This window comes from Erwinia sp. 198 (assembly GCF_003937915.1).
Taxonomy (GTDB): Bacteria; Pseudomonadota; Gammaproteobacteria; order Enterobacterales; family Enterobacteriaceae; genus Erwinia; species Erwinia aeris.
In genome coordinates this window covers 116355-140109 of the sequence record NZ_RHUM01000012.1, presented here as the reverse complement: position 1 = coordinate 140109, position 23755 = coordinate 116355, and the positions used below count along the sequence as shown (strand labels likewise).

Annotated in this window: 26 protein-coding genes; 18 read left to right on the top strand and 8 right to left on the bottom strand. The window is 52.9% G+C overall.

Annotated elements, in window-relative coordinates:
• Positions 1–477 precede the first annotated feature (477 nt).
• The 5 genes from EGK14_RS16890 to EGK14_RS16870 all read left to right on the top strand — a co-directional run bounded on the left by EGK14_RS16890 (position 478) and on the right by EGK14_RS16870 (position 4521).
• Positions 478–1323: an alpha/beta fold hydrolase gene (locus tag EGK14_RS16890; protein WP_233598523.1), complete on the top strand. Its 846-nt coding sequence runs from the start codon at positions 478–480 to the stop codon at positions 1321–1323.
• A 62-nt stretch (positions 1324–1385) separates the two neighbouring features.
• Positions 1386–1949 carry a peptidylprolyl isomerase gene (locus EGK14_RS16885; RefSeq protein ID WP_125290263.1) on the top strand — a complete coding sequence of 188 codons (564 nt, stop codon included), beginning with the start codon at positions 1386–1388 and terminating at the stop codon, positions 1947–1949.
• A gap of 26 nt (positions 1950–1975) precedes the next feature.
• Entirely contained in the window at positions 1976–2302 is a 327-nt protein-coding gene (locus EGK14_RS16880; RefSeq protein ID WP_125290262.1) for a hypothetical protein, read from the top strand.
• Positions 2303–2312: 10 nt separating this feature from the next.
• Positions 2313–3152 carry an MBL fold metallo-hydrolase gene (locus tag EGK14_RS16875; protein ID WP_125290261.1) on the top strand — a complete coding sequence of 280 codons (840 nt, stop codon included), beginning with the start codon at positions 2313–2315 and terminating at the stop codon, positions 3150–3152.
• Positions 3153–3306: 154 nt separating this feature from the next.
• Entirely contained in the window at positions 3307–4521 is a 1215-nt protein-coding gene (locus EGK14_RS16870; RefSeq protein ID WP_125290260.1) for an acyltransferase, read from the top strand.
• Between the two features lie 139 nt (positions 4522–4660).
• Here the strand turns inward: EGK14_RS16870 and EGK14_RS16865 are convergent, their stop codons facing one another.
• From EGK14_RS16865 to EGK14_RS16855, 3 genes are all read right to left on the bottom strand, one after another.
• Complete coding sequence (locus EGK14_RS16865; RefSeq protein ID WP_125290259.1) at positions 4661–5548, bottom strand: LysR family transcriptional regulator; 888 nt, start codon at positions 5546–5548, stop codon at positions 4661–4663.
• 149 nt (positions 5549–5697) lie between these two features.
• The gene (locus EGK14_RS16860) at positions 5698–6135 is read right to left on the bottom strand and encodes an N-acetyltransferase (protein ID WP_233598522.1); all 438 of its coding nucleotides are present in this window, start codon (positions 6133–6135) and stop codon (positions 5698–5700) included.
• A gap of 1103 nt (positions 6136–7238) precedes the next feature.
• Positions 7239–7454: a helix-turn-helix transcriptional regulator gene (locus EGK14_RS16855; RefSeq protein ID WP_125290294.1), complete on the bottom strand. Its 216-nt coding sequence runs from the start codon at positions 7452–7454 to the stop codon at positions 7239–7241.
• Between the two features lie 115 nt (positions 7455–7569).
• Here EGK14_RS16855 and EGK14_RS16850 point away from each other — a divergent pair, with 115 nt between their 5' ends.
• From EGK14_RS16850 to EGK14_RS16825, 6 genes are all read left to right on the top strand, one after another.
• Positions 7570–7830 carry a helix-turn-helix domain-containing protein gene (locus EGK14_RS16850; protein WP_125290257.1) on the top strand — a complete coding sequence of 87 codons (261 nt, stop codon included), beginning with the start codon at positions 7570–7572 and terminating at the stop codon, positions 7828–7830.
• Positions 7831–8026: 196 nt separating this feature from the next.
• The gene (umuD, locus tag EGK14_RS16845; protein ID WP_125290256.1) at positions 8027–8446 is read left to right on the top strand and encodes a translesion error-prone DNA polymerase V autoproteolytic subunit; all 420 of its coding nucleotides are present in this window, start codon (positions 8027–8029) and stop codon (positions 8444–8446) included.
• Between the two features lie 3 nt (positions 8447–8449).
• Complete coding sequence (locus tag EGK14_RS16840; RefSeq protein ID WP_125290255.1) at positions 8450–8821, top strand: hypothetical protein; 372 nt, start codon at positions 8450–8452, stop codon at positions 8819–8821.
• Between the two features lie 121 nt (positions 8822–8942).
• Positions 8943–9620, top strand: coding sequence for a response regulator transcription factor (locus tag EGK14_RS16835; RefSeq protein WP_125290254.1), 678 nt, complete (start codon positions 8943–8945; stop codon positions 9618–9620).
• Between the two features lie 102 nt (positions 9621–9722).
• Positions 9723–10148 carry a DUF1090 domain-containing protein gene (locus EGK14_RS16830; RefSeq protein WP_125290253.1) on the top strand — a complete coding sequence of 142 codons (426 nt, stop codon included), beginning with the start codon at positions 9723–9725 and terminating at the stop codon, positions 10146–10148.
• A gap of 76 nt (positions 10149–10224) precedes the next feature.
• Positions 10225–12348 (top strand): fimbria/pilus outer membrane usher protein, encoded by a 2124-nt coding sequence (locus EGK14_RS16825; RefSeq protein WP_125290252.1) that lies wholly within the window; start codon positions 10225–10227, stop codon positions 12346–12348.
• A 13-nt stretch (positions 12349–12361) separates the two neighbouring features.
• On the opposite strand, the gene EGK14_RS16820 is transcribed toward EGK14_RS16825, so the two are convergent.
• Entirely contained in the window at positions 12362–12946 is a 585-nt protein-coding gene (locus EGK14_RS16820) for a YceI family protein (protein WP_125290251.1), read from the bottom strand.
• A gap of 218 nt (positions 12947–13164) precedes the next feature.
• The gene (locus tag EGK14_RS16815; protein ID WP_125290250.1) at positions 13165–14022 is read right to left on the bottom strand and encodes an SDR family oxidoreductase; all 858 of its coding nucleotides are present in this window, start codon (positions 14020–14022) and stop codon (positions 13165–13167) included.
• A 111-nt stretch (positions 14023–14133) separates the two neighbouring features.
• Here EGK14_RS16815 and EGK14_RS16810 point away from each other — a divergent pair, with 111 nt between their 5' ends.
• Positions 14134–14535, top strand: a complete 402-nt coding sequence (locus tag EGK14_RS16810; RefSeq protein ID WP_125290249.1) for a helix-turn-helix domain-containing protein — start codon at positions 14134–14136, stop codon at positions 14533–14535.
• A gap of 140 nt (positions 14536–14675) precedes the next feature.
• On the opposite strand, the gene treF is transcribed toward EGK14_RS16810, so the two are convergent.
• Positions 14676–16319, bottom strand: a complete 1644-nt coding sequence (treF, locus tag EGK14_RS16805; RefSeq protein ID WP_233598525.1) for an alpha,alpha-trehalase TreF — start codon at positions 16317–16319, stop codon at positions 14676–14678.
• A 642-nt stretch (positions 16320–16961) separates the two neighbouring features.
• Between treF and EGK14_RS16800 the strand changes: the two genes are divergently transcribed.
• The 5 genes from EGK14_RS16800 to EGK14_RS16780 all read left to right on the top strand — a co-directional run bounded on the left by EGK14_RS16800 (position 16962) and on the right by EGK14_RS16780 (position 21005).
• Positions 16962–18128 (top strand): MFS transporter, encoded by a 1167-nt coding sequence (locus tag EGK14_RS16800; RefSeq protein WP_370256465.1) that lies wholly within the window; start codon positions 16962–16964, stop codon positions 18126–18128.
• 124 nt (positions 18129–18252) lie between these two features.
• Complete coding sequence (locus EGK14_RS16795) at positions 18253–18882, top strand: LysE family transporter (protein WP_125290246.1); 630 nt, start codon at positions 18253–18255, stop codon at positions 18880–18882.
• Positions 18882–19772 (top strand): LysR family transcriptional regulator, encoded by an 891-nt coding sequence (locus tag EGK14_RS16790; RefSeq protein WP_125290245.1) that lies wholly within the window; start codon positions 18882–18884, stop codon positions 19770–19772. Before EGK14_RS16795 ends, EGK14_RS16790 begins: the two co-directional genes overlap by 1 nt.
• A 113-nt stretch (positions 19773–19885) precedes the next feature.
• Positions 19886–20590: a hypothetical protein gene (locus tag EGK14_RS16785; protein ID WP_125290244.1), complete on the top strand. Its 705-nt coding sequence runs from the start codon at positions 19886–19888 to the stop codon at positions 20588–20590.
• Complete coding sequence (locus tag EGK14_RS16780; protein WP_125290243.1) at positions 20583–21005, top strand: hypothetical protein; 423 nt, start codon at positions 20583–20585, stop codon at positions 21003–21005. The genes EGK14_RS16785 and EGK14_RS16780 overlap by 8 nt, the downstream gene beginning before the upstream one ends.
• Positions 21006–21047: 42 nt before the next feature.
• On the opposite strand, the gene EGK14_RS16775 is transcribed toward EGK14_RS16780, so the two are convergent.
• Positions 21048–21827: an L-threonylcarbamoyladenylate synthase gene (locus tag EGK14_RS16775; protein ID WP_125290242.1), complete on the bottom strand. Its 780-nt coding sequence runs from the start codon at positions 21825–21827 to the stop codon at positions 21048–21050.
• A gap of 244 nt (positions 21828–22071) precedes the next feature.
• On the opposite strand from EGK14_RS16775, the gene EGK14_RS16770 reads away from it, so the two are divergent.
• On the top strand, positions 22072–22602 hold the full coding sequence (locus tag EGK14_RS16770; protein ID WP_125290241.1) for a GNAT family N-acetyltransferase: 531 nt from the start codon (positions 22072–22074) through the stop codon (positions 22600–22602).
• 27 nt (positions 22603–22629) lie between these two features.
• Here the strand turns inward: EGK14_RS16770 and EGK14_RS16765 are convergent, their stop codons facing one another.
• A complete protein-coding gene (locus tag EGK14_RS16765; protein WP_125290240.1) occupies positions 22630–23697 on the bottom strand; it encodes an SDR family oxidoreductase in 1068 nt (355 codons plus the stop codon).
• Positions 23698–23755: the final 58 nt, after the last annotated feature.

Genomic DNA, 23755 nt, shown 5'->3' with positions numbered 1-23755 from the left:
TAAAATAAGTTTTCGAAAAGATCAAAAACAGCGATCCGCTACGGATATATGCAGAGAAATAAAATAAAGCATTAACCTGTAAGTTATCGCCGGGTCTTGTTCGCCAGATGTTATTTTTCACGTCGGGCAAACACCAGCGAATAAAATCGAGGTATTCATCGAAAATATGAATATCCTGGCGATATTCTGAAAAGAGAGAAAATAGTTATTCGGTAGGATTTATTATAGAAATGATTTTGTAAGACCGGACTGGCTGCAACGGAGGGTTTTTTGACCACCCCTGTTCTTCTGGCAGAAAACGCTATCCCTTTGATGGCCTTTAACATCAGTGCTGGTACGAATTTATGGAGGTCGTTCAATAATTTCGATAGCGGCATCGAAATTATCCATTAGGGCAAAAGTCGGGATTGCCCTATTAATAAGAGCGGCAGCCTGTTTCTGCAGCCCGCCAACATGCACGGATTCCATAAGTAAAGATTGCAAATTCAAATAGTGCAAGCGATGGAACTGGCGAGAAAAAATAAAAATGAGGAGTCCTGGATGTTTATTCGGCCACTTAAATTAACTCAGCACGTCGATGTGCAGGGGCCAGAAAATGCGAAAACATTGGTACTTCTTCATTCACTGGGCACAGATTTACACCTGTGGGATTTGCAAATGCCGCGTTTAATCGAGCGCTATCGCGTAGTGCGGCTGGATATCCGCGGGCACGGTTTAAGCGCAATCGATGCGCTGCCCTTCTCCATGTCTGATTTGGCTGACGATGTCATCGCCGCGCTGGATCATCTGCACATTACTGAGTTCTCGGTTGCAGGGGTTTCGATTGGTGGAACCATCGCGCAGTGGATCGGATTCAAGATACCCAGGCGTGTGCAGGGATTGGTGATCGTCGATACCTCGCTGGTCAATGCCGCTCCGCCTTCGCTTTGGCGAGCCAGAGCTGAAGATGTTTTTCACCACGGCGTTGAACATCTTGAAATGGGTATTTTGGCTAAATGGGTCACGCCGAACTTTATCGACTCGCCCTATGCAGACGGCATGAAGCAGATGCTGCGGCGCACCACGGTTGAAGCTTTCGCCGGTTGTTCTTATGCCATTGCCGATACCGATCTGACCAATATGAATTTTCCACGCGTCAGAGCGGTAGTGGTGAGAGGCGCAGAAGATCGGCTCACGCCGCCGGATTATGCGCGGCGCCTGGCTGAAAAATGGCATGCAGAACTGCACACCATACCTGGCGCGGCACACCTGCCCAATTTTGAGCAGCCCGATGCCCTTACGAATGAAATCCTCTCGTTCATTGACGCCGATAAGCCTGCCTGAGGCCTGTCAGGGCTGAGTAAACCAAGCCCGGCAATACCCGGTCGCGCAACTGGAGTAATATTATGAATCGTAGGAAATTTATTGGCGGCAGCCTGGGCCTGTGCGCCAGCACGCTGATATTGCCTGCCATGATTAACCTGGCAAACAACCGTAATGAGCTTATTGAAATGAAGCTGCATAGTGGAACGGTGACTCTCCGCTTATTTCCCGAGCTGGCTCCCAATCACGTAGACCGTATTAAAACGCTGGTGCGGGCCAGATTCTATGACGACATGCCGTTCGCGCGAGTGATTGAGGGCTTTATGGCACAAACAGGAGATCCGGTAAGAGAGACTGGCCTGGATTATTTAAGGCTGCCGAGACTGGCGGCAGAAGTTAACAGCCTGCCGTTTGAACGCGGAACGCTCGGCATGGCCAGGTCAAGATATCCACACAGCGCCAGCCACCAGTTTTTTATTACCTATGCCCGCTCGCATTTTATGGATCAAAATTATACGGCCTTTGGCAAAGTTACGAGCGGAATGGAACTGCTCGACCGGCTTCGCCGTGGATGTGCTGAACTCGGTACGGTGGCAAATCCTGACGTCATAAAGAGCATGCGATTAATCTCAATTAAAGCAGCGTAAATAGCCATTTTCAGGAACCAGGTAACATGCCCAGTATTACCCTTTATACATCCGCGGCCCATCGCATTAATCACGATGCCTTTGCGGAATTTTCAGCATCATTAGCCGATCTTGCTATGAAGATATTAAAGGCAAAAGAAAACAATATTCATATTAGTTACCTTACTGCCGAAATAGGTTTCGGCACGCCGGTATACTTTGAGGCAAAGCTAAGGCAGGAAACGTTTCGTACCGCGCCGGTGCTGGAAGCATTTTTGCATCAGGTTGATGAATTAATTAGAGAGAAAATGGGGGTCATTGCGAGGATCCGCTGTTTCTCTTATGAAGTAAATAACATCTGTGCAAAAAACTAAGGAACAGGCTATGAATACATTATTTCCCACCCTGGATCTCGGCGATATGTCGGTTACTGCGGTAAGCGATGGCTATCTGCAGGTTGACTTCGGCATGCTTGCTAACGTTAACCAGGCGGAGTGCGAAAACATCCAGAATGGCGCACAGGTAAAGGAGCTTAACGATGTGCACATCAATACCTTCCTGGTGCGCCGCCAGGGGAAAAACATTCTTATCGATAGCGGAGCTGGCGGTATTAAGGGCTGGGGAGGCGGGCTGATTGCTAACCTGGCAAAAATAGGCCTGGAACCGGGCAATATCGATGCGGTACTTCTGACACATGCACATCCCGACCATATTGGCGGCTTACTCAATGCGGAGGGCGAGGCGGTATTCAGCAATGCCGAGCTGGTGATCAACAACGAGGAGTATTGCTATCTGGAGGATGACAAAAATTTTGCGGCGGTCGCCGATCGGGTTAAGGGAAATTTCCTGCTGGCACGCAGCATATTCAAAAAGTATCAGCAGAATTTCCGCCCGTTCGACAAAGGTGAGGTACTGCCCGGTATTTTTGCCACACCGCTGAAAGGCCATACGCCGGGCCATACGGGCTACAGAATTGAAGGCACTCAGGAGAGCCTGCTGATTTGGGGCGATATTGTTCATTTTCCCCATATCCAACTGCTGAAGCCGGAAGTAACGATCGCCTTTGATTATGACGCTCAGATGGCGGCAGAAACTCGTTCTCGCGTGTTCGATATGGTCAGTTCCGATGGCGTTCTTGTCGGCGGCATGCATTTTGGAGAACAGGGATTTGGCCACATTGAAAAAGGCAATTCAGGATACGGAGTCGTCAATATTAAAAAATAAGAAAATTTAATGAGCGTTATGCTCTGAAAATAATTGCTTTATCGAATGGCAAGGCAGTGTTGATTCAGGCTGCTTTGTCATTGCTGCTTTTCTGCCTGTCGCTCTCTTTCAGAATATTTTTTGGTATATCAATACTATCTTTATGGGGAATATAATGAGTACTGCGCTTAATAGAGAAACAGATGTTAATGCCGTTTGCGGCGACGTTAATCATTTTCATGAAGGTCAATCGTTGGGCGCAGGAGAACTCCCCAGGCTGCCTAAACTTCCTTCACTGACTGGAAGCCGGTTCTGGGCCGCCTTTTTAGTTTTTTTATTTCATTCATCGTTGCCGAGCGATCTGGCGCCGTTTGCTGATACCACTACCCAGCACATCTTTACGGTAATGGTGGGAAAAGCAGGCTGGCTCGGCGTGTCTTACTTCTTCATACTTAGTGGCTTTATCATGGTATGGTCGGCAAAAAATAACGATACGCCCGGCAATTTCTACCTGCGCCGTTTTGCCAAGATCTATCCTACCCACTGCCTCACATGGGTGATGGCGTTTATTATCGGTGCGACCAGCCTCTCCCAATATAAGCTGTGGTCCGTAAACCTACTGCTGTTGAATACCTGGTTCGATGATGTTCACTATTTCTTTGTGGGTAATCGCCCCAGCTGGTCGCTGTGTATCGAAGCGATGTTTTACCTCTCTTTCCCTTTTATTTTCAATGTGATGAAAGCTATACCGGCGAAATTCGATCGGGTTGGGTTACTTGCGGTTGCCGCTGCCTCCCTGCTGGTTCAAACCGGCATTTATTTCTGGGTCGAGCCGAACCATATGATGGGCGCATTTCCGATTTCGCAGCAGCATTTTTGGGTGTCATACATTTTTCCTCCGGCCCGCATATTTGAATTCCTCGCGGGTATGTTTGCCGCAAGGCTACTGGTTAACGGTCGGGCCCCGGTGCTGAGCAAAACGGCCTCGCTTGCCATTCTGGCGGCAACTTACGTCGGCTCAAGTTATATTCCCTATCAGTTCAGCATGAGCGTGGTATTCATCATTCCTGTTTGCCTGTTGATTATCTCTATGGCCAGCGATGATTTGAAAAACAAAAACACGGTGCTGAGTAACCAGACTTCGGTATGGCTGGGAGAAATATCCTATGCGTTCTATATGGTTCACTTTTTAGTGCTGTTCTATTTTTTAAACCTGACGGCGGGAAGAAAATTCAGCCTGCCGGAAGGCGTCGCGCTGATCGCCGTTGCGCTGGTGCTTAGCGTTTCGCTGGCATCGTTTCTGTATAAATATTTTGAAGTACCGATGATGAAATTCATTCTGGAAAAGTGCAGAACGAAAGCGCTGGTCATTGCGCGCAGGCCTTCATAATTCGAGGGAACGAGATCGGCAAACAGGTCAGTTATTTCGGTTAAGGGCATGTAACATGTTTACAATTACGGTCTTCCGGCTGAGCCAGCTGGAAGTCCGTATGTCTGTTAACGCTTGGGTAAGGGCAGAACAGCGGGACTTAATGACCGGAGGTATGCAGACGGGGATCCTGAAAAACGGATGTCATCATACTTTTGAATTTCGTACCGTTCAGATTGACGCAATCGGTACGGTAAACAAGCTCGATTCTGAAGTCGTTAAACTGGCCGGAGAGTTCATGGATTTTGATTTTGCTTTGTATCTCGCTGCCGATCGAACAGCGTAATACCAGTGAGACGCCCTTACCCGCAGCAACGCTTGAAAACAGCACGGGGTAAGAGCCGCACTCGACAATCCGTCTGGGGGTGATCCCCCCTTCTTTAAACAGAGAGGTGTAGTTGCGGGTTGAAGTCGCACACTTTTTGCTGCTAAGCATAAAAACTTCGTCATCCAGTATGGCGATATCCGTGATGGTCGGAAAATCTTTTTCTGTAATGATAACCAATTCGCTTGATAGCAAGGTGGAACGCGTATGCTGCGCAGTGGAGAAACCAGCGCCGATAATCACCGCATCATATTCGTTCTGATCAAAAGCATTGAGCAGGCTGACAGTATTGCCAATCGACACGTCGATGTTCCACCCCAGATCGTAACCTGAATCGATCATTGAACTAATAACCCAGGCGGGCAGGCATTCGATTATGCCAATACGCATGTTCACCTGGCTGTTTCTGGAGTGAAAAATGTTGCTTTTGCAATCATCCGCAAGGTTCAATATTTTCACCGCATAGTCGTAGAGTATCTGGCCTTGCGCCGTCAGCGAACAGCCATCGCTTTTCCGATCAAGCAGGGTGACATCCAGATTATCTTCAAGGCTTCTGATTCGATGTGAAATGCTTGATTGCACGCGATTCAGACGCTCGGCGGCCTGAGTGATGTTCCCTGTTTCCACAACCGTTACAAAAGCAAGAAGTTCATTTAATTTCATTTGACACCTCATACTAAAAAATCCGCTGCCGCAGAATAATTTATAAGTTTTATTAATAAACTTGTCACTCTTTTTTGTTGCCCAGACCGCGTGGACAATTTACTTGCAGACTGAAGCCCTGACATAGTCAGGGCCGGATCGAAAGCTTTTTATTCTGTCGTATTCATGGCCAGCATATAATATTTATTATTGTTAAACTCAAAGAAACCCGGATCTTCCAATTTATTCCTTCGATGAAAAGCGTAAGAGCGGGGATTAAGCACGTTGACAAAACTCACGGTGTGCTTGTAACGAGAGGAAAAAACTTCACGCTGGTAATCCAGCAACCTTTCGCCAATTCCCTGGCTTCTGTAGGCCACGTCAATACAAACAGGGCCGTACTGATAAGAAGTAGCGGCGGAAAGCACTTCGCCATTGAACGGATAATTTTTAAGGATGCCCGCCATATAATCAAACACAGGCCAGGGTTTTAAAAATCCCCATGATACCCCCGGTAACAGGCCGACGACTTTTTTCGCTTTTTCATCGTAAGCAATAGCTACGCCGTTCTCGCTATCGCTTAAATCCTGCAGCTGCTGCCCGGTCATATCAGTGGTAACAAACCCGTTCTCACGCTGGGCTGTATTCAGATTCTTAACGTGATGCCGCTCCATCAGCTGTTTAACACCGAAGATATCATCGTGGGTCGCCAAACGGAGTTAAGCGGGCGACTCAGATGGTCATTGTTCTCGCCCTGATATACTACGGGCCACAGGCCAGCCTCGAAATGCGCCGATAATAAAGTCCCGTGTAAATCTGAATTTTTACTTTCAACAAGATCCGCGTCTGCTGGAAAAAGGGGGGGTTCGGCAAGCTCGTCCGCCCTGAATTGTGGCAAAGACCATAATACAAAAGAGTCTCTTTTTAATCTGGTTGTGAATTCTCCGGCACTTATCGGCAGTGCATCACGTATACTGTCTGCTTTGGTTAAAATTAGTCCATTATTCATTATTTGATTTGCTAACCTTTCAATAGAAATAGCGCTGATTCAACTAAGATAACTTACTTATTTTAAGACCTGCACATGTTTAACATATAATTAACGCACGTAAAATGCATAAACAATATTTATATAAAAATCAGGTGACTTACATTTAATTACGTTTCTTTACAGTCAAAAGTTCTTCCGGAAGGCGTGCGAACAAATTTTTGTTCCGACGGTGTGAGAAAGCGTCTGGGCGTTTTTGGCAGTGGGGAAAATAAGGGCTTCAGATACCTGAATCCGCATGGAAGATCCATTTATTAATAGAGGATTTCGGCGATTCGACTTCTTTTACGATCATTCTGCATAACAGCATTATCCATCTTTTTTGGGATGAGTTAATTTCCTCATCCAGAATGGAAAAGTGTTTTTACAGGCGAGCGGGAAATCGTTATGGCCTGCTGGTTGATAACACGCCCGAGGTCGTTGCTCTTCACTTTCCTGGCACATCCGAAAAAATCTTTTTAGTCGTCGGCACCGGACACGGTTATCGCCCTGTCGCTTGTCGACAGGTCTCAATGAACAGCTACTGACAGGCGCCACTGTGCTCAGTGGTTACCTGCCCTCTTCTCTTTTAAGTAGCGACTCAGCGGTATAACAAAAAGCAGGAGGCGATATTCTGACGTGTCTGCCAGACAGGAAGAATTTTGCAAAACCCGGCGGCGAGGCTTATTGCGGCTTATCGTAGCGTGACGGCCAGATGCGCTCCGGCTCGGTGTCCAGCGCCATGGCAATCAGCCTTTCACCTTTTGGCCAGTGGCGGTTCAGCGCATTGGCCAGCGTGGACGAGGCCAGTCCGGCCTCGCGGGAAACGGCAGAAAGCGTCGTGCCTCTCTTCTTCAGCCCGGCAATGATATCTGCCGGGTGCCAGTCCTTATCGGTTATCTTTGTCATCCTTGTCAGCTTCCATCAGACGTTGCTTGTTGAGTATCACTAAACAACTACGATGTTAAGTAATGCTAAACAGTAAGTCAATGTATGATTGTTGATGGTGCTACTGATGATCCCAGCTCGTTTGAAAGCCGCCCGTCTCCATGCTCGTCTGACTCAGGAAAAGCTGGGCGTTCTGGCGGGCATTGAAGAGGAAACGGCGCGCTCTCGCGTTTCGCAATACGAAGGCGGGATCCATCGTCCAACGTTTGAAACGATGTGCGCCTTTGCAAAAGTGCTCAACGTGCCTGAATGCTACTTTTATACGATTGATGACGCCTTCGCCGAGACGGTTTTAGCGCTCTGGCACCAGAGACAACGTCCCGCCTGACGCCGCTTTACCAGGCGGCCTGTCGCTTTTCAGACAATGGCCAGCCCTGCGGCCCTTTCCCTTACCTCACAAGCCCGTACGCCCGTTCCGGATCTTTTTCATGCGTCACCAAAAATAAAAAAACGATCGTCAGGCTTGATCGTTTCCCGCAAATGATAATACTGTATTTATATACAGCTTATTTCGGGATAACCCCATGAATTTACTTCGTCCGGTAGAAGTCCGCGCGCTTCTGCGGCTGCCGCTCTTTATGAGCCGCGTGCCCTGCGGCTCACCTGCCAGCGCACACGGCCATGTTGAACAACGCCTGGACTTAAACGATCTGCTGGTGCAGCGGCCGGAGAGCACCTATTACATTCGCGTCAGCGGCGACTCAATGCAGGATGCCGGGATCGATGACGGCGACCTGCTGGTGGTCGATAACGGTATTGCCGCCGATCACGGCGATATCGTGGTCGCGGCGGTAAACGGCGAGTTCACGGTAAAAAAGCTGCAGCTGCGCCCGGACGTGCGGCTGCTGGCGATGAACAAGGCCTGGCCGCCCATCGTGCTGGCGGAAGAAGAGCAGCTGGATATTTTTGGCGTGGTGACCTTCACCATTAAGGCGATGGAGTAAGCCGTGTTGAAAAATCGTGTTTACCGCGCCTGCGCCTCTGACGTTCAGACTTCGCCGCCGCATCAGGTTAAGTTTTTGTTCAGTCGGCTGCACGAGCTGGTGCCGACCAATGATGATTGCTATCTCTGCGCCTGCAACGGCAGCTTTTGCATTATCGATCGTTACCGGCCTGCCGTCGCGGGCAGCCGCGTTTTAATCGATGTGGCGGGACGCTGCGAATGGGCAAAAATCGGCCACAATACGCAGCAGATCGTCACCGATTCGGGTCAAATTATTGAAGGTAATGGGTTACATGAGGTGACGATCCTGGGCGTAGCGATACGGGAAGTGATCTCGATTTATCGGGCCGGTTCGGCAGCGGACAAGGCCCGATGAACGGCATATTTAGGATTTTTTTCGGGTTTGCAAAGCGGTAACGGCAGGTAATAATCGTCACGGTTGCGCTAAGGCAGGTTTTGCCTGAGGTCAGGACAGCGCCAGAAAAAAGGAATTTATCATGCCTGTAATTGTGATCGTTGACGATCAACCGGCGATCTGTTTTGCGGTTAAAGCCATGCTGAAGCCGCTTGCCGGAAATGCCATTCATACCGCTAACAGCGGCGCCAACGCGTGCGCTTCCATCAGAAAACATCAGCCCGACCTGGTGATCCTGGATATCCTGCTCAACAAGATGGACGGCCTACAGCTGCTCCAGCAGCTCAGCCGCCAGGCTTTTACGCTACGCGCTATCGTTTATAGCAGCCTGCCCCCGGAAATCTATGCGTCCAGAGCAATGCGGGCCGGTGCCGCCGCATTTTTCAGCAAGGATGCCGATATTAGCCAGCTGGTACCGCTCTGCCAGCTGGTGCTGCGGGGCTACGGCTGCTTTCCGCAAAGCACGCTGGAAACGTTAATCAATACACCCGCCGTTCCGTCAGAAGATAATCCGCTGGCCCCGCTTTCCGACCGTGAACTTATCGTTTTACGTTATCTGGTTAGCGGCATGAGCAATAAAGAGATCGCCGACCGTTTACTGCTTAGCAATAAAACCATCAGCACTTATAAACGGCGACTGCTCGATAAGCTCCAGCAGGACAGTATAGAGGGACTCCGTACGCTGCTTGAGCCGTGGGAGAATAAGCTGCAGCTTATTGCGAGGACTACAGAAAATGAGGCCGTTCCTACAAAGAAATGAGGCCTGGCAACACTGTTTTCTTCTTACCCATCCCGCTTACCATGCGGGTTACAGGTTGGAAGAGACAATCTTCCGGTTGCTATTAACGATTAAGGATGTCGAATGAAAAATTTACGCATACTACCTCTGGTACTGGTTCTGGGTGCAGGCTTCAGCAGCGCGGCTTTTGCCGATTGCGAGATTAAAGCTTCCGTACTGGAAGCCAAAATCGCCGCTGCGGAAAAATATGGCCATACTGCGAAAGTCGCCGGTCTGAAAAAGTCGCTGGAACAGGTCAAAGCCAACTGTACGGACAGCGCTAAGCTGCAGCGCGCGCAGGAAAAAGTCGCAAAACAAGAAGCAAAAGTGGCCAAAGCGCAGGCCGAAGTGGCGGAGGTTCAGGCCGATCTGGGCGAGGCTCAGGCCGCCGGCAACAGCAAAAAAATTGCTAAATACCAGAGAAAACTCGTGGAAAAACAGGTGAAGCTAAAAGAAGCCAATGCCGCTCTGGCTAAAGCCCGTGCGGATCTGGCCGCGGTGCAAAGCTGAGTTTGCTTTTCCCTTAAGGCGCCTGTCGGCGCCTTTTTGTCGTGCTTTTTCCGCCTGGGGATAAAACCGTTCACGGATGAATGTGTTACCGCGCCTGATGGCGTACCTGCTGTTTGGCATAATATGCGCCAGCGCTGCTGAGGAAACCTCGGTGGGCGTTATCGTCAATGACAGCTGGCGAGGCACCACTGAGTTGAGCATCGGGCCGGGCCAGCTGCCCTGCCTGACCGCGTCGCTGCTCCAGGAATGGGGCGTGCGTTATGATAAGCTGCCCTCTTTCACCTTTTCCGACCAGGGCTGCGTTCTGCCTCAGTCGCTGGCGAGCCATGCTATACGCCGCTACTACGTGCGAGAGGCGCAGCTTCTGACGCTCATTATTCCCTCCGCGCTGCTGAATCATATTGCTAACGGCATAGCCACCAGCCGTTGGGATGACGGCATGAACGCTATTTTTGCGGATTATGATATCAGCTACTCGCACTACACCGGGCTGGCATATGCTCGTGCTTACTCGCTGGATATCAATATACTTTACGGCGCCAATCTGGGGCCGTGGCGCTTTCGTTACGAACCGGTTTACAGCAAAGATCCCTTCAGCGAACCCCGCTGGCATACCGAAAAAGCAACGTCGTTTCGTACGGTTCGTTCACTGCGATCGCTGCTGACGCTTGGCGATAACACTACGTCCGCCAACGTGTTTGACAGCGTTGACTATCGCGGCATCAGCCTGGCTACCGATGACCGAATGCTGCCGGACGAGCTGCGTCCCCTGTCGTCCTGGATACGCGGATTTGCCCGCACCGAGTCGGAGGTGAAAATCCGTCAGTACGGCACGGTGATCTATCAGACAACCGTCCCGGCTGGCTCATTTGTCCTGAAGGATATTTATCCTGCCGATCCCAGTGCGGATATAGAGATGACGATAAAGGAAGAGGATGGCACGGAAACCGTCCGCATCATTCCCTACAGCGCCATGCCCAATTTAGTTCGCAGAGGCCAGGGCAAGTTCGCTGTTGCCCTCGGCAAATATCGCCCTTATTACCTGCTGGCCGAGCAGGAACCCTTTTTCTCCCAGGCCACGCTAAGCTACGGCGTGGCTGAGGATAGCACGCTCTACGGCGGCGTCATGCTGTCCGGACTTTACCGCAGCGCTGTGTCAGGCGTGGGTAGAAGGTTTGCACGTTGGGGAGCGCTGTCGATGGATTTCAGCGTAGCCGAAGCCGACGATCCGCGTTATGCCCAGGCCGATCGGGGGTCGATGGCCCGCCTGCGCTACACCAGGGCCTTTGCCGACTGGGCATCTTCCGTCAGTTTGACCGCGCAATACTATCCCAAACAGCGCTATCGCACGTTCAGCGAGGCGGTTTCCCAGCAAACCCGCTACTGGTGGGACTGGGAGGATGGCCGTTTTGTGGGTGAGGCCGAGGCGGAAAAAAAGAACCGGCTGGCCTTCAGCTACGTGCAGAATTTTTCAGAAGAGGCTGACTTTTATCTGACGCTGAGCGGTGAAACGCTGCGCGGCAAAAAAAAGCGAACAGTCTCGCTGGAGGCTGGCTACACCGGCAGCTGGGGAGGGGTAGACTATTCGCTCTTTTTTTCCTACGAACGCCCTCAGGGCGAACAAGAGCTGAGTCAGCTTAATTTTTCGCTGGCTCTCCCGCTGCCGCTGTTCGGCCTGCCGCACAGCAAGCTTAACCTGGCGCATACGCTGGCGAAAAACGGCGCGGCCAGCCGCAAAGTAGGATCATCCGGCACCGCGCTAAAGGATTACAGTCTGAGCTATAACCTTAGCAACACGCAGGAAAATGGCGCGAGCAGCATGCAAAAAATGAGCGCAAATTATCAGTACAACGCGGGCAATCTGATGGGTATTTACACCCGAAAAAAACAGGAGAGTACGGCTTATCTGGGCGTAACGGGCAGCATAGTGGCGCATCAGGGCGGCGTAACGTTCGGCCAGAGCATGGGCGAAACGGCCGCGCTGGTTGAAGTCCCGCAGACGAGCGGCGTCGGCATTATTAATCAATACGGCACCACAACCGATTCCCACGGCTATGCGGTTATCGGTAATCTGACGCCCTTTCGCGTTAACGAGCTGATGCTGGATACGCCAACGTTGGGCACGGTGACAGAAGTGGTGCCCACCGCAGGCGCGATTATGGACGCTCGCTTTAAGGCGCCTGGTGAATTGACGCCGTAAAGCAAAAGCCGGCTTACTTCGCGTAGGCTTCAGTGGTGATGGTCAATTTCACGTCGTCGCTGACGGCCGGCACATACTTATCCAGCTTAAAGTCGGAACGTTTAAAGGTGGTGGTGGCATCAAAGCCAACCGCTTCCTTCTTCACCATCGGGTGCATGCCCTGCTTGTTCAGCACCGCGTGCAGCACCACAGGCCTGGTGATGCCCTTGATGGTCAGATCGCCATGGACATCCATGGTATTTTTACCGGTGCTGACCACTTTAGTGCTTTTAAAGGTCGCATTCGGGTATTTGGCCACGTCGAAATATTCCGGGCCTTTAAATTCTTCGGTCAGCTTATCTACGTGCGTATCAATGCTGTTGACCGGAATAGTCACGTCCACTTTAGAATCGCTGACTTTAGCGGCATCAAAATCAATATTGCCGGTAACATCAGACAGATCGGCCGTTGGATGGGAAAAACCGAAGTGGGTCCACGAAACAACGACGGAGGTATGCCCGCTGTCCATTGCGTAATTAACGGGCGCGGCGGCAGAAAATTGTGACCAGAGCGCGGAGCTGATTAATAACGGTAAAGCGACTTTCTTGATTAACGTCATGCCGGTTGTCCTTATTTTCACCAGGAATGTTTAAGGATAGTGCAGCATTAACGATTTGCCCGATAGTGAAGATATTTGACCAGCTTTGTCAAAAAGATTAGCCAACAGCAAAAGATCCTGGCGATCGGGCGGAACGATCGAGGATCCCTTTTGCAGGATTATCCCGGCGCAGCATTGCTTTAACAGCTATCGCCGCGCCCGGTGCGAAAAACGCGATTTTACGCTTTGGCCACAAACGCTTTTACCACATCCTGCCACGGCGTGGTCGCCCGGCCGATCAGGCGGCTTAAAGTATGGCCGTTATCATACAGTGCGCCTTTGGCCGCATTAGCGTCCGAATCCGCCAGCATCTCTGCCAGCGCATCAGGCAAGCCGGCCGATTTTAACGCAGCGGCAAAGTCGCCCTGAGACAAATTTTGATAACGCACGGTTTTACCGCTGGCCTGGGCGATTTCCGCCGTGAACTGCGCCAGCGTATAGGCCTCGTCGCCCGCCAGCTCGTAAACTTTATCAACGGGTGCGTCGCTGGTCAGCACGACAGCCGCCGCTTCAGCATAATCCTGACGGGTGGCAGAAGCGATTTTGCCCTCGTCGGCCGCACCAATAAACACGCCGTGCGTCAGCGCCGGAGCAATGCTGGCGGCATAGTTTTCGCTGTACCAGCCGTTGCGAAGAATAACGTAAGGCATGCCGGATGCAATCAGCGCCTGCTCGGTTGCACGGTGTTCATCGGCCAGCCCCATCGGCGAGCTGTCGGCATGAAGCAGGCTGGTATAGGCCAGCAGCTTAACGCCTGCCGCTTTGGCCGCCTCGATCGCCGCTTTATGCTGCGCCTCACGCTGGCCGATTTCGCTGGAAGAAATCAGCAGCACTTTATCCACGCCGCGAAAAGCGTCGGCCAGCGTCTGCGGTTGGTTATAGTCGCCCAGACGTACCTGAACGCCCAGCCCGGTCAGGTCAGCCGCTTTCGCCGGCGAACGCACCACGGCCACAAGCTCTTCGGCAGGCACGCTTTTCAGTAAAGCGTCAATTACCAGGCGGCCAAGCTGGCCGGTTGCTCCGGTTACTGCAATCATGATGTTCTCCTTAGCGATAATAAAAGCGCATCCGGCTTAGCCCGGAAGCGTTGTGTTCAATCAGCCTATGCCATACACTAACCAAAAGTAAGTACTTACAGGTTTGTTAGTATGAAAAAAAATAGCCCGCCGATCTTTTCGCTCCGCGACAGGCTGCAACGCGGCGAACTGTTGAACCGCGACTGTCCATCTCGCGAAGTGTTAAAACGCCTGACCGGCCGCTGGAGTTTGCTGGTGCTGATTGCGCTGGAGAACGACACGCTGCGCTTTGGCGAACTGCGCCGCAAAATAGGCGGCGTCAGTGAAAGAATGCTGGCGCAAACCCTGCGTTTTATGGAGGAAGACGGCTTTGTGGAGCGTATCGCTTATGAAGTGATACCGCCGCACGTTGAATACAAACTTACTGCGCTGGGCTACGAGGCGCGCGATAAGATCGTAGGTCTGGCCGACTGGATCGAGGTTAATCTGCATCAGATTATTGATAACCGCCGCCAGTTTTCAGCAGAGAAATAACCTGTATTCGGTATCGGCCAAAGCCTTCCCGCCCAAACGGTTAGTAAAGTTCATCCTGTCCCCTGATGGCATATTTCTTTCAGCGATAATCAATAAAAAAGGCCTTCGTAATGAGGGCCTTTAATAATTAAGCGCGCCGTTTATCGCTTTGGCGCCGCGTCCGGATACATCGCCAACAGGCGACGCGTAACGCCGTTTGTCCAGCCGAATCCATCCTGCAACGGATATTCCCCGCCGCCCGCTAATACCGGCGCGCGACCGGCAACGTTATATTTCTCCACCATCTTATGGTGACGATGATAGGTGGCGCCCGTTACCTGAAGCCAGCGTGCGGCTATTTCCTTGGCCAGCAGCTCTTCACCGTAGTTATTGAAACCTTTGATCGCCATCCACTGCATCGGCGCCCAACCGTTGGGTTTATCCCACTGCTCGCCGGTTTCTTCTACCGTGGTCAGCACGCCCCCCGGCGCCAGCAGATGCGAGCGCACCGCCGCCGCAGTAGCTGCCGCCTGCTCCAGGCTGGCCATTCCTACGTAAAGCGGCGTTACCGCGGCGGCCGAGAAGGCGCCTTTTTCGCGCTCACGCCAGTTGTAATCGCGGTACAGCTCGGCCTGCGCGTCCCACAGCCAGGCATCGACCGCCTGCCGGCGGCGCACGGCTTTTTGCTGAAACAGTTCTGCCGTCGCACGATCGTTTTTACGGGCAGACAGACGGGCGATCGTAGTTTCCAGCTTATAGAGAAACGCGTTCAAATCGATCGGCACAATGCTGGTGGTCTGGATACTTTCCAGCCGGCCTGTCTCGCTTAACCAGCGGGAGGAAAAGTCCCAGCCGGAGGCCGCGCCCGCTCGCAGATCGCGATAAACCTCGCTGGCAGGCCGCGCCGAATTTCTGGCGGTTTCCACGTCTTCAATCCAGGATTCGTCGCGCGGCGTATCGCGATCGTCCCAGTAGCGATTCAGTACCGATCCGTCCGGCATCATCACCACGTGACGCCATGCCTCGCCAGGCGTAAGCGACTCCATGCCGTCCATCCAGAAAGCATATTCACGCTTCAGCTGGCGAAGGTAACGCTGGGCCTGGCTAACGCCATCTTTTTCAAACAGTTCGACCATCAGCGCAAACACCGGCGGCTGCGAGCGGCTCAAATAGTAGGTGCGGTTGCCGTTTGGAATATGACCGTAAGTGTCGATCATCCATGCAAAGTTATCCGCCATCTGACGCAGCAGATCGGTCTGGCCGCCAGCCGCAAAGCCCAGCATGCTGAAGTACGAATCCCAATAGTAGGTTTCACCAAAGCGGCCGCCCGGCACGACATAAGGTTCCGGCAGCGGCAGCAGCGAAGAAAACTCAGAATGCTTTTCCGGCTTGCGCGTCAGTACCGGCCACAGCGAGTCGATATGCTCGCCCATGCTTTTTGCCGGATCGGCCACGTAGCGGCTGTCGTTAATTTTCGGCAGATTGAAGTTCTCCAGCACAAAGGCCAGCAGGTTAAAATCCTCTTGCTCACGCTGGATAAAATAGCGGTAGAGGATCCTCTCCGGTTCGATTTTCGGCGCGCAATCTGCAAAGGTTTTGCTGTCGGCAAAAATCCTTGCGCTTTGCACGGCTTCAAAGAGTTCCTGGTAACGATCGGACGGCGTCAGAATATCCGGCGCGGGCAGCCCCTGAATGGGTTCAGGCTGCGGTTCGGCCAGCATATCCAGCGCTTCATAATCGTGATAATAAGCTTCGTAATCTGCCAGGCTATTGTCAATGGTCAGGTCGTTATGATTAAAAGCGATAAAAACCTCCTGATGTCGATGTTTGACAATGTGGTTTACGGTTAATTTTTTATAGAATTAAGTATAGTACTCACGTCTCATAGTGCAAATAAGCGTGAATATGACAGAAGATAAGATAATATTTCAAAAAATAAACAGACGAAGGAAAATGGCTATTTCCCCGTTGATTAAAAAAATGACGAGAGGTGAAATCCCTTTTACACTTTTCGGAAAAAGTGAAATAAAACAGCTGCCTCTTTCCGTCACGCTTTAACCGCTCCACGCCCGCCTTGTCCCACCTGTCGGGCTTCGGCTTGCGACCTTTTCCGGCTTATCCGCGATCGGGATAAAATAAAGACAATCGAAAATTAAATTGATGCTTTTTCATTCTCTGAAAAATATTTAAATTTCTCATTTACATTATATTTAAACGGCCGAATACTAGCCCGAACCAAATGCTGTTATGGCAATGGCAGTGATAAGTTTACCTGATAGCAAACCAGCCCTTTCAAATACGACCAAGGAAATCTCGTGGCACCGGTAGTAAATAAATCCGCAGCGTTGCACTCGGAAAGTCTCGCTGGCGAAGACGACAGCTTAGTTTCTCCCGTTAGTTCTCCTGACATAAATAAAACCTATATTATACGCGGTACGCGCAGATTTATGCACGCCACGCTGGCGCTGTTCTGCGCCGGGCTGTCCACCTTCGCCGTGCTGTACTGCGTGCAGCCTGTGCTGCCGGTTTTTTCGCAAAGCTTTCATCTGACGCCTGCGCAAAGCAGTCTGTCGCTGTCGGTCACCACCGTCATGATGGCGCTGGGACTGCTGGTGACCGGGCCGCTGTCGGACGCCATCGGGCGTAAATCGGTGATGTCCGTTTCACTGCTGCTGGCCGCCTGCTTTACGCTGCTCTGCGCCACCATGAGCAGTTGGGAAGGGGTACTGGCGATGCGCGCGTTAACCGGACTGGCGCTAAGCGGCGTCGCGGCGGTGGCGATGACCTGGCTGAGCGAGGAGCTGCACCCGGTTTTCCTCTCTTTCTCAATGGGGCTTTATATCAGCGGCAATTCAATTGGCGGGCTGGTTGGGCGGCTCTCTACCGGTATGCTGGCCGATCACTTTTCCTGGAACGTTTCGCTGTTCGTGGTCGGTCTGTTCGCGCTGACGGCCGCCGGGCTGTTTTTCCGCCTGTTGCCGCCCTCGCAGCACTTCCGCGCCAGCTCGCTGCGGCCGCATCAGCTGCTGGTCAACTTTATGTTCCAGTGGCGGGATACAGGATTACCGATGCTGTTCCTGGTCGGCTTTATTCTGATGGGCAGCTTCGTGACGCTGTTTAACTATGTCAGCTTTCGCTTTCTGGCCGCGCCTTTTTCCCTCAGCCAGACGGTGGTCGGTCTGCTTTCCGTCGTCTATCTGACCGGCACTTACAGCTCGCCGAAGGCGGGCGTGATGACCGCTCGCTACGGGCGCGGCGTGGTGCTGATGGCTTCGCTGCTGTTGATGCTGGCCGGCCTGATCGCTACCCAGTTCACCACGCTGTTGCTGGTGCTGCCGGGCCTGATGCTGTTCGCCGCCGGTTTCTTCGCCGCGCACTCGGTTGCCAGCAGCTGGGTTGGTCACCGCGCCCGTCGCGCCAGGGGCCAGGCTTCTTCGCTCTACCTTTTCTTTTATTACCTGGGATCGAGCGTGGCGGGTACGCTGGGCGGCGTGTTCTGGCACGGCTACGGCTGGGCTGGCGTCTCCGCATTTATCGCCGTGATGCTGCTGGGCGGGCTATGGCTGGCTAACAAACTGCGCCAAATTCCCGTGCTGGTGAAAAAAGTGCGTTAGTTTTACGGGGCGGCTCGCATTCTCCGCCCCCAACCGCTTCTGCTTAATTTACTTCCCCCTACGCAGCCATTAAGCTACGGCCACCCGAAAGGTTCCTGTCGCTCATTGTTCAAGGAATAGTGTTATGTCGCTCCACCTCTGGCTTGCCTATGCCGGTATTATTGCCGTGCTTATCGCCGTTCCCGGCCCTTCTGCGTTGGTCAGCATGACGCACGGGCTGCGCTATGGCCGCCGCCGCGCGTTGGCGACGGTGATCGGCGGCGTAATGGCGGCCATGACGCTGATGACCGCATCGGCACTGGGGCTGGGCGCGATTCTGGCGGCTTCCACTACCGCCTTTACCGTGCTGAAAGTGGTCGGCGCCGCCTATCTGGTCTGGCTGGGCATCAGCGCCTGGCGCAACAGCACGCCGGCAGAAAGCATCGTTATCAGCGGCCAGCCGCAGGCGATGCCCGGCCTGCTCAGGCTGTTTCGTAAAGGCTATATGGTCGGCATCAGTAACCCCAAAGACCTGCTGTTTTTCGCCGCGCTGTTTCCTAACTTTGTGGAGGCCAGCCAGCCGCACGCTGTTCAGTTCGCCACGCTGGCCGTCACCTGGGCCGTCACGGACTGCGGCCTGATGTTCGCTTACGCCTGTGCCGGTCGCCGCCTTTCTGGCGTATTTGCCAACCCGTCGCGCCTGCGCCTGCTTAACCGTGCCGTCGGCAGCCTGTTTGTCTTTGCGGGCAGCGCGCTGGCCCTCTCCGCGCGCTAATGAGCGACGTCGAAAACCTGCACGCGATGGTGATTTTTGCCCGCGTGGTAGAAACGCTGAGCTATACCGAAGCGGCAAAACAGCTGGGGATATCCAAGTCGGCGGTCAGCAAAGAGATCGCCGCGCTGGAAATACGCCTGGGCGCAAAGCTGCTGTTGCGCACCACGCGCAGGATCGCCGTGACCGAGGTCGGCATGACCTGGTATCACTACTGCGCGCGCATTCTCAGCGAGGTAAAAAGCGCCGAACTTTTTATTCGCCGCTTCCACGAAGAGCCGACCGGCAATCTGCGCGTCGTCGCGCCAGTTACCTTCGGCTGCCAGTGCATCGTGCCGGTGCTGAACCAGTTCGTGGCGGACAATTTGCACGTCAGCGTGGATCTTGACCTTACCGACAGGCCGGTGAATCTGGTGGACGATAATATCGATCTGGCTATCGTCATCCGCCGCGACAGACCGGAGCATCCGCACTGCCTGCCGCTGATGGATATCAGCTGGGGCCTTTATGCCGCGCCCGACTATCTGAAGCAGTTTAAGCCCATCAGCAAGCCGGAAGATCTGACGCGCCACGACTTTATCCTGTTTCGCGGCCCGGCCCATACGATTTCGCTGCCGTTTCGCAAGGAAAAGCAGAAGCGGGATATTGAGGTGCGCAGCCGGTTCCGCGCCAATAACAGTACCGCGCTGGTCAATTCAGCGGTGGCGCAAACGGGCATAGCCTATCTGCCGGATTACGTTGCCCTACAGGCGATGGAGGAAGGCAAGCTCTGCCGGATACTGCCGGAATGGGAAATGGATCTTTATCAATCCTGGATCCTGACCAAAGACGATGGATTAATTTCCCCACGCGTCAGGCTGTTTATCGCTGCGTTGCAGAAGGCGCTACGGTAAATACGGCTGACGTTTCAGATAATAGCCCGGCTGGTTGAAGTTTACAGCCGGGCGAGAAAGCCTATTATCGGGCTATTCGTCTGTTTTTTACTCCTACAGAAAAGAGGCTCAGGATGAGCAAGCGCAGCGAAATTATTGAAGGGAACGTGGCAGAAACAGCTTTCTATGGACTGATCTATACAGAAGTTTTGCGTTGGATAGATCTCGGCCATGCGCAAGGAAAAGATATTAGAAATTTGTTCCGGGCAATTGAAGCAGGAGAAGCGTCTGGACAAGCTTACTACGATGTAACTTATTCGCAGTCTATGAGAAGTTATATTTTCAACACTAAAACAGGCAAGTTTATTACCTGGCGTATTAAACATGGACATTCGCATCATGAACGTCAAAGTATCGCGCTCGGAATGATGGTTTCCCTGGTCCAAAAATTCGAAGGTCTTCAGGCCTCTTTTCCCCTCAACATGGTGACTGACAGCGGCTTTAGCGGAGAAGATTTAGTCTCGGATTTGTTGGGTTTTTATCGGGTTATATCCGACCATAATGTTTTCACGTGCCTTAAGCCGGTCAGCAAAAAAGAGGCACTTAAAAGATGGGACCACTACGGCAAAATTGGCGCCTGGAAGAACAGAGGTTTTACGCCGATTTTATTTCCCGATCCCGATAAATATCCCCATGCCCGGCCACACGAAGGTGTACTGCCTGCTTTTATGCTGACCGTACGGCCCTGGAGTGATTTTCAATCCGGTAAGGTAAAAATCGCCACGGCTGACGGCTCCTACCTGGACAAAGCGAAAGGAGGCACCTTGCCCTATGCGTAACGCTTGCAAAATATTCAGCTGTCTCGCTATCGTTGCGGGCGCAGCCCTTATCTCTGTCTGGCCCTGGCTTAAGATGGGCTCGGCGAGTAGCGCTCATTATACTGAACGGGATAAGCGAGAATATGGTTACTACACGCCCGATATATTGAAAAACATGCCCAGAATTTCTGCACGCTATGATTTTGACTATGCGAATGTTTCTGGCCCGGCGTCATTTTTTGCCTTCACGGTAAAATTTTATGGTACCAGGGACACCAGAGAAATAAATCGTTACCTCGATTTAAAGGGTTATGCAAAACAGACAACCTGTTTTGTAGAAGCGGCCTGCTGGCAAGGTCAGGATCCAAAAGAGGTTATAACAGTAGGTCTCTATTCTGAACCGGATACTGTAGCCGTCTCGGTTGTTCAAAGATAAAAAGCCCGCCAGCGCGGGCTCAGACTAAAGATTAACGTGCGTTTAGTAGTAATTACCGTGGCGGTAATCCCAGGTAGTGAAGGTATCTGACAGCATCGACATGATTTTATCCACGTCCAGCCCTTTACGGATCAGTACCGGACAAGGCGTGATGTTGCGTTCGCCCTTCTGCTCCGGCACCAGCTTGCCGTTTTCGTCCACCATCGCCACCATCACGCCCTGCTCGTAGCGGGTTTTCTCTGATTCGTTAGGCTGGATAGACTTCACGTAGTCGTTGGCTTCGATAATCAGATCCGCCTGGGATTCAATACGCTCGCCGATGCCTTCGACCAGACCGCGGTTGCCTTTGCCTGATGGGTTAGCCGAGCTGGCGAAGGAGAATTTACCGTGGTTTTCCCACAGCTCTTTCGCCAGTTTCTCGCCGGGCACGCCGAATTTAATCACGAAGCAGCTGGTTTGACGGCGATCCATCATCAGATCTTTTGAACCGTCTTCCGGGATACGCGCCACCGCCTCTTCTTTCCACGGCAGGATGCAGCCCAGCAGCACGTCTTTGTCCCAGTGCTGCTGATACAGCGATTCAATTTCCGGGTTCAGCTGCGCCAGCTCTTTCAGCTGCTCCAGCGAGCCGCACAGCACCACGCCCGGCTTGTTGCGGTTGCGCTGCTTGGCGTCGAACTTGCGCTCCAGGCCTTTTGCATCGGAAGTCATGATGATGTAGCCCACTTTGGTCGGGCAGACGATCATGCCGCCGTCGGCAGACAGGATATTTACCGCTTCCGGCTGCAAGCCGCCGTTCCAGTGAATGGTTTTATTGCTCATGGTTTCCCCTGCCAGTATAAGAGTCATGTTGGGGTCAGCGCCTTTTTGGCCTGCCCGGATAGCTTCATCCTAACGCAGGCGGCTTTTTTCGCAACAGTCAGGCGCATCTTTCGGCTATTGTTTCCACCAGGAAACAATTGTTGCAAAATGAGGCCGGATAGCGCCGCCAGACCGGCGGAACAAAGAAAGTTGAACCCTTCGTGGATTTTCGCCACTCACCTTTTTTAGCCTGAGCGAGCACCCTATGCAGATTGCCTTTTTCGCCGAGCAAGATCGGCTTGCCTTAAGCAGTTGGTTTACGTCACAGGCCGACGTTACGCAGTGGGCCGGGCCGGGCGTCGCCTGGCCGCTGGAAGAGTCATTTCTCGCCACGCTGCTGGATTCCGCCAGCCAGAAGCCTGCCAGCCTGCTTACTTTTGCCGGAAAACAGGCGGGCGAACTGGCTGCCGTGGCGCAGACAGGCTTTGACTGGAACAACCATCTGGCCTGCCTCTGTCGCGTGGTGGTCAATCCAGCGATGCGGGGAAAAAATCTGGCGGAGCACATGCTGCGTCAACTGATTGCGACGGCTTTTCAGCAGGAAGGCATCGAGCGTATTGAGCTGCGCGTCTACACCTTTAATCAGGCGGCGATACGTACCTACGAGAAGCTGGGTTTTGTGCGGGAAGGCGTACAGCGGCAGGGCGTGGCGGTAGGAGAAGCGCGCTGGGACTGCGCGCTCTATGGCATGCTGCGTCAGGAATACGTGCAGCCTGAAGCAGCGCGCCGCGCGTAATGGCCGTCACGCGCGGCGCCTGTAGCATCAGGCCGGGATAAGTTTTTCCGCCTTCAGCCTGTCAAACAGCGCGAAAAACGCGTCGCGGGTGGGCTGGTAGCCGGTAAAGCCCGCCTTGCGGCTTTTACTGACGTCGGTAAAGACCTCCATCGGGCGGCCCAGATCGGCGTCGGTATGCCACCAGGAAACCAGCCGGTTGATATCCGCTTCCTTCAGGTCGAACTGCTGCGCGATGGCTTTCCACTGCTCTGCCGCCGCATCCATCCGCCCTTCCAGCGGCTGCATCTCGTCCGGGTAAGGCGCGGCTTCCACGCCAAAATAGTCGGCGATCTGGCCCCACATCCATTTCCAGCGGAACACGTCGCCGTTGACCACGTTGTAATCCTCGTTCTGCGCCGACGGCGTGGTCGCGGCCCATTCCAGCTGCTGCGCCAGCACGCTTGCGCTGGTCATATCGGTCACGCCTTCCCACTGCGCTTTTGAGCCGGGGAAGATAAACGGCTGGCCGGTCTGCTTGCAGAGGCTGGCATAAACGGCCAGCGTCTGGCCCATGTTCATGGCGTTGCCCAGCGCAAAGCCGATAATGGTATGCGGGCGGTGCACGCTCCAGGTGAAGCCATATTTTTCTGCGCCCGCAAAGACTTCATCTTCCTGCGCATAATAGAAGTTATCGACCGGCTGACGGCCCTGCTCTTCGCGGAACGGCGTCATTGGCACCGCGCCTTTGCCATAGGCGTCGAACGGCCCCAGATAGTGTTTAAGCCCGGTGACCAGCGCCACGTGACCGCCTTTCAGACCGTCGCCCAGCGCGTCAATCACATTACGTACCATCGCGCCGTTCACCCGAATATTCTCTTTTTCATTGGCCTGACGCGACCAGACACTGAAGAAGACCTTATCAACCTTCAGGTCAGCCAGCGCTTTCTTAACGGATCCAGCATCGGTAAGGTCGGCGGTCAATGCCGTGCAGCCCGCCGGAACCGCTGTGCGACCGCGTGAAAGGCCGTAAACTTCCCAACCGTCGCCGGTCAGCTGCTCTGCCAGTGCGGTACCGATAACGCCGCTGACGCCGACAATAAGTGCGCGTTGTTGCATAAATTTTCCTCCTGATTACTAATTCATTAAGCTTAATAGAGAATTAAAATCCTATTAG

Coding starts and splice junctions, on each gene's coding strand:
- EGK14_RS16885 (WP_125290263.1), top strand. CDS start 1,386: ATGAATCGTAGGAAATTTATTGGCGGCAGCCTGGGCCTGTGCGCCAGC.
- EGK14_RS16880 (WP_125290262.1), top strand. CDS start 1,976: ATGCCCAGTATTACCCTTTATACATCCGCGGCCCATCGCATTAATCAC.
- EGK14_RS16875 (WP_125290261.1), top strand. CDS start 2,313: ATGAATACATTATTTCCCACCCTGGATCTCGGCGATATGTCGGTTACT.
- EGK14_RS16870 (WP_125290260.1), top strand. CDS start 3,307: ATGAGTACTGCGCTTAATAGAGAAACAGATGTTAATGCCGTTTGCGGC.
- EGK14_RS16865 (WP_125290259.1), bottom strand. CDS start 5,548: ATGAAATTAAATGAACTTCTTGCTTTTGTAACGGTTGTGGAAACAGGG.
- EGK14_RS16860 (WP_233598522.1), bottom strand. CDS start 6,135: ATGACCGGGCAGCAGCTGCAGGATTTAAGCGATAGCGAGAACGGCGTA.
- EGK14_RS16850 (WP_125290257.1), top strand. CDS start 7,570: ATGATCCCAGCTCGTTTGAAAGCCGCCCGTCTCCATGCTCGTCTGACT.
- umuD (WP_125290256.1), top strand. CDS start 8,027: ATGAATTTACTTCGTCCGGTAGAAGTCCGCGCGCTTCTGCGGCTGCCG.
- EGK14_RS16835 (WP_125290254.1), top strand. CDS start 8,943: ATGCCTGTAATTGTGATCGTTGACGATCAACCGGCGATCTGTTTTGCG.
- EGK14_RS16830 (WP_125290253.1), top strand. CDS start 9,723: ATGAAAAATTTACGCATACTACCTCTGGTACTGGTTCTGGGTGCAGGC.
- EGK14_RS16825 (WP_125290252.1), top strand. CDS start 10,225: ATGAATGTGTTACCGCGCCTGATGGCGTACCTGCTGTTTGGCATAATA.
- EGK14_RS16820 (WP_125290251.1), bottom strand. CDS start 12,946: ATGACGTTAATCAAGAAAGTCGCTTTACCGTTATTAATCAGCTCCGCG.
- EGK14_RS16815 (WP_125290250.1), bottom strand. CDS start 14,022: ATGATTGCAGTAACCGGAGCAACCGGCCAGCTTGGCCGCCTGGTAATT.
- EGK14_RS16810 (WP_125290249.1), top strand. CDS start 14,134: ATGAAAAAAAATAGCCCGCCGATCTTTTCGCTCCGCGACAGGCTGCAA.
- EGK14_RS16800 (WP_370256465.1), top strand. CDS start 16,962: ATGCACGCCACGCTGGCGCTGTTCTGCGCCGGGCTGTCCACCTTCGCC.
- EGK14_RS16795 (WP_125290246.1), top strand. CDS start 18,253: ATGTCGCTCCACCTCTGGCTTGCCTATGCCGGTATTATTGCCGTGCTT.
- EGK14_RS16790 (WP_125290245.1), top strand. CDS start 18,882: ATGAGCGACGTCGAAAACCTGCACGCGATGGTGATTTTTGCCCGCGTG.
- EGK14_RS16785 (WP_125290244.1), top strand. CDS start 19,886: ATGAGCAAGCGCAGCGAAATTATTGAAGGGAACGTGGCAGAAACAGCT.
- EGK14_RS16780 (WP_125290243.1), top strand. CDS start 20,583: ATGCGTAACGCTTGCAAAATATTCAGCTGTCTCGCTATCGTTGCGGGC.
- EGK14_RS16775 (WP_125290242.1), bottom strand. CDS start 21,827: ATGAGCAATAAAACCATTCACTGGAACGGCGGCTTGCAGCCGGAAGCG.
- EGK14_RS16770 (WP_125290241.1), top strand. CDS start 22,072: ATGCAGATTGCCTTTTTCGCCGAGCAAGATCGGCTTGCCTTAAGCAGT.
- EGK14_RS16765 (WP_125290240.1), bottom strand. CDS start 23,697: ATGCAACAACGCGCACTTATTGTCGGCGTCAGCGGCGTTATCGGTACC.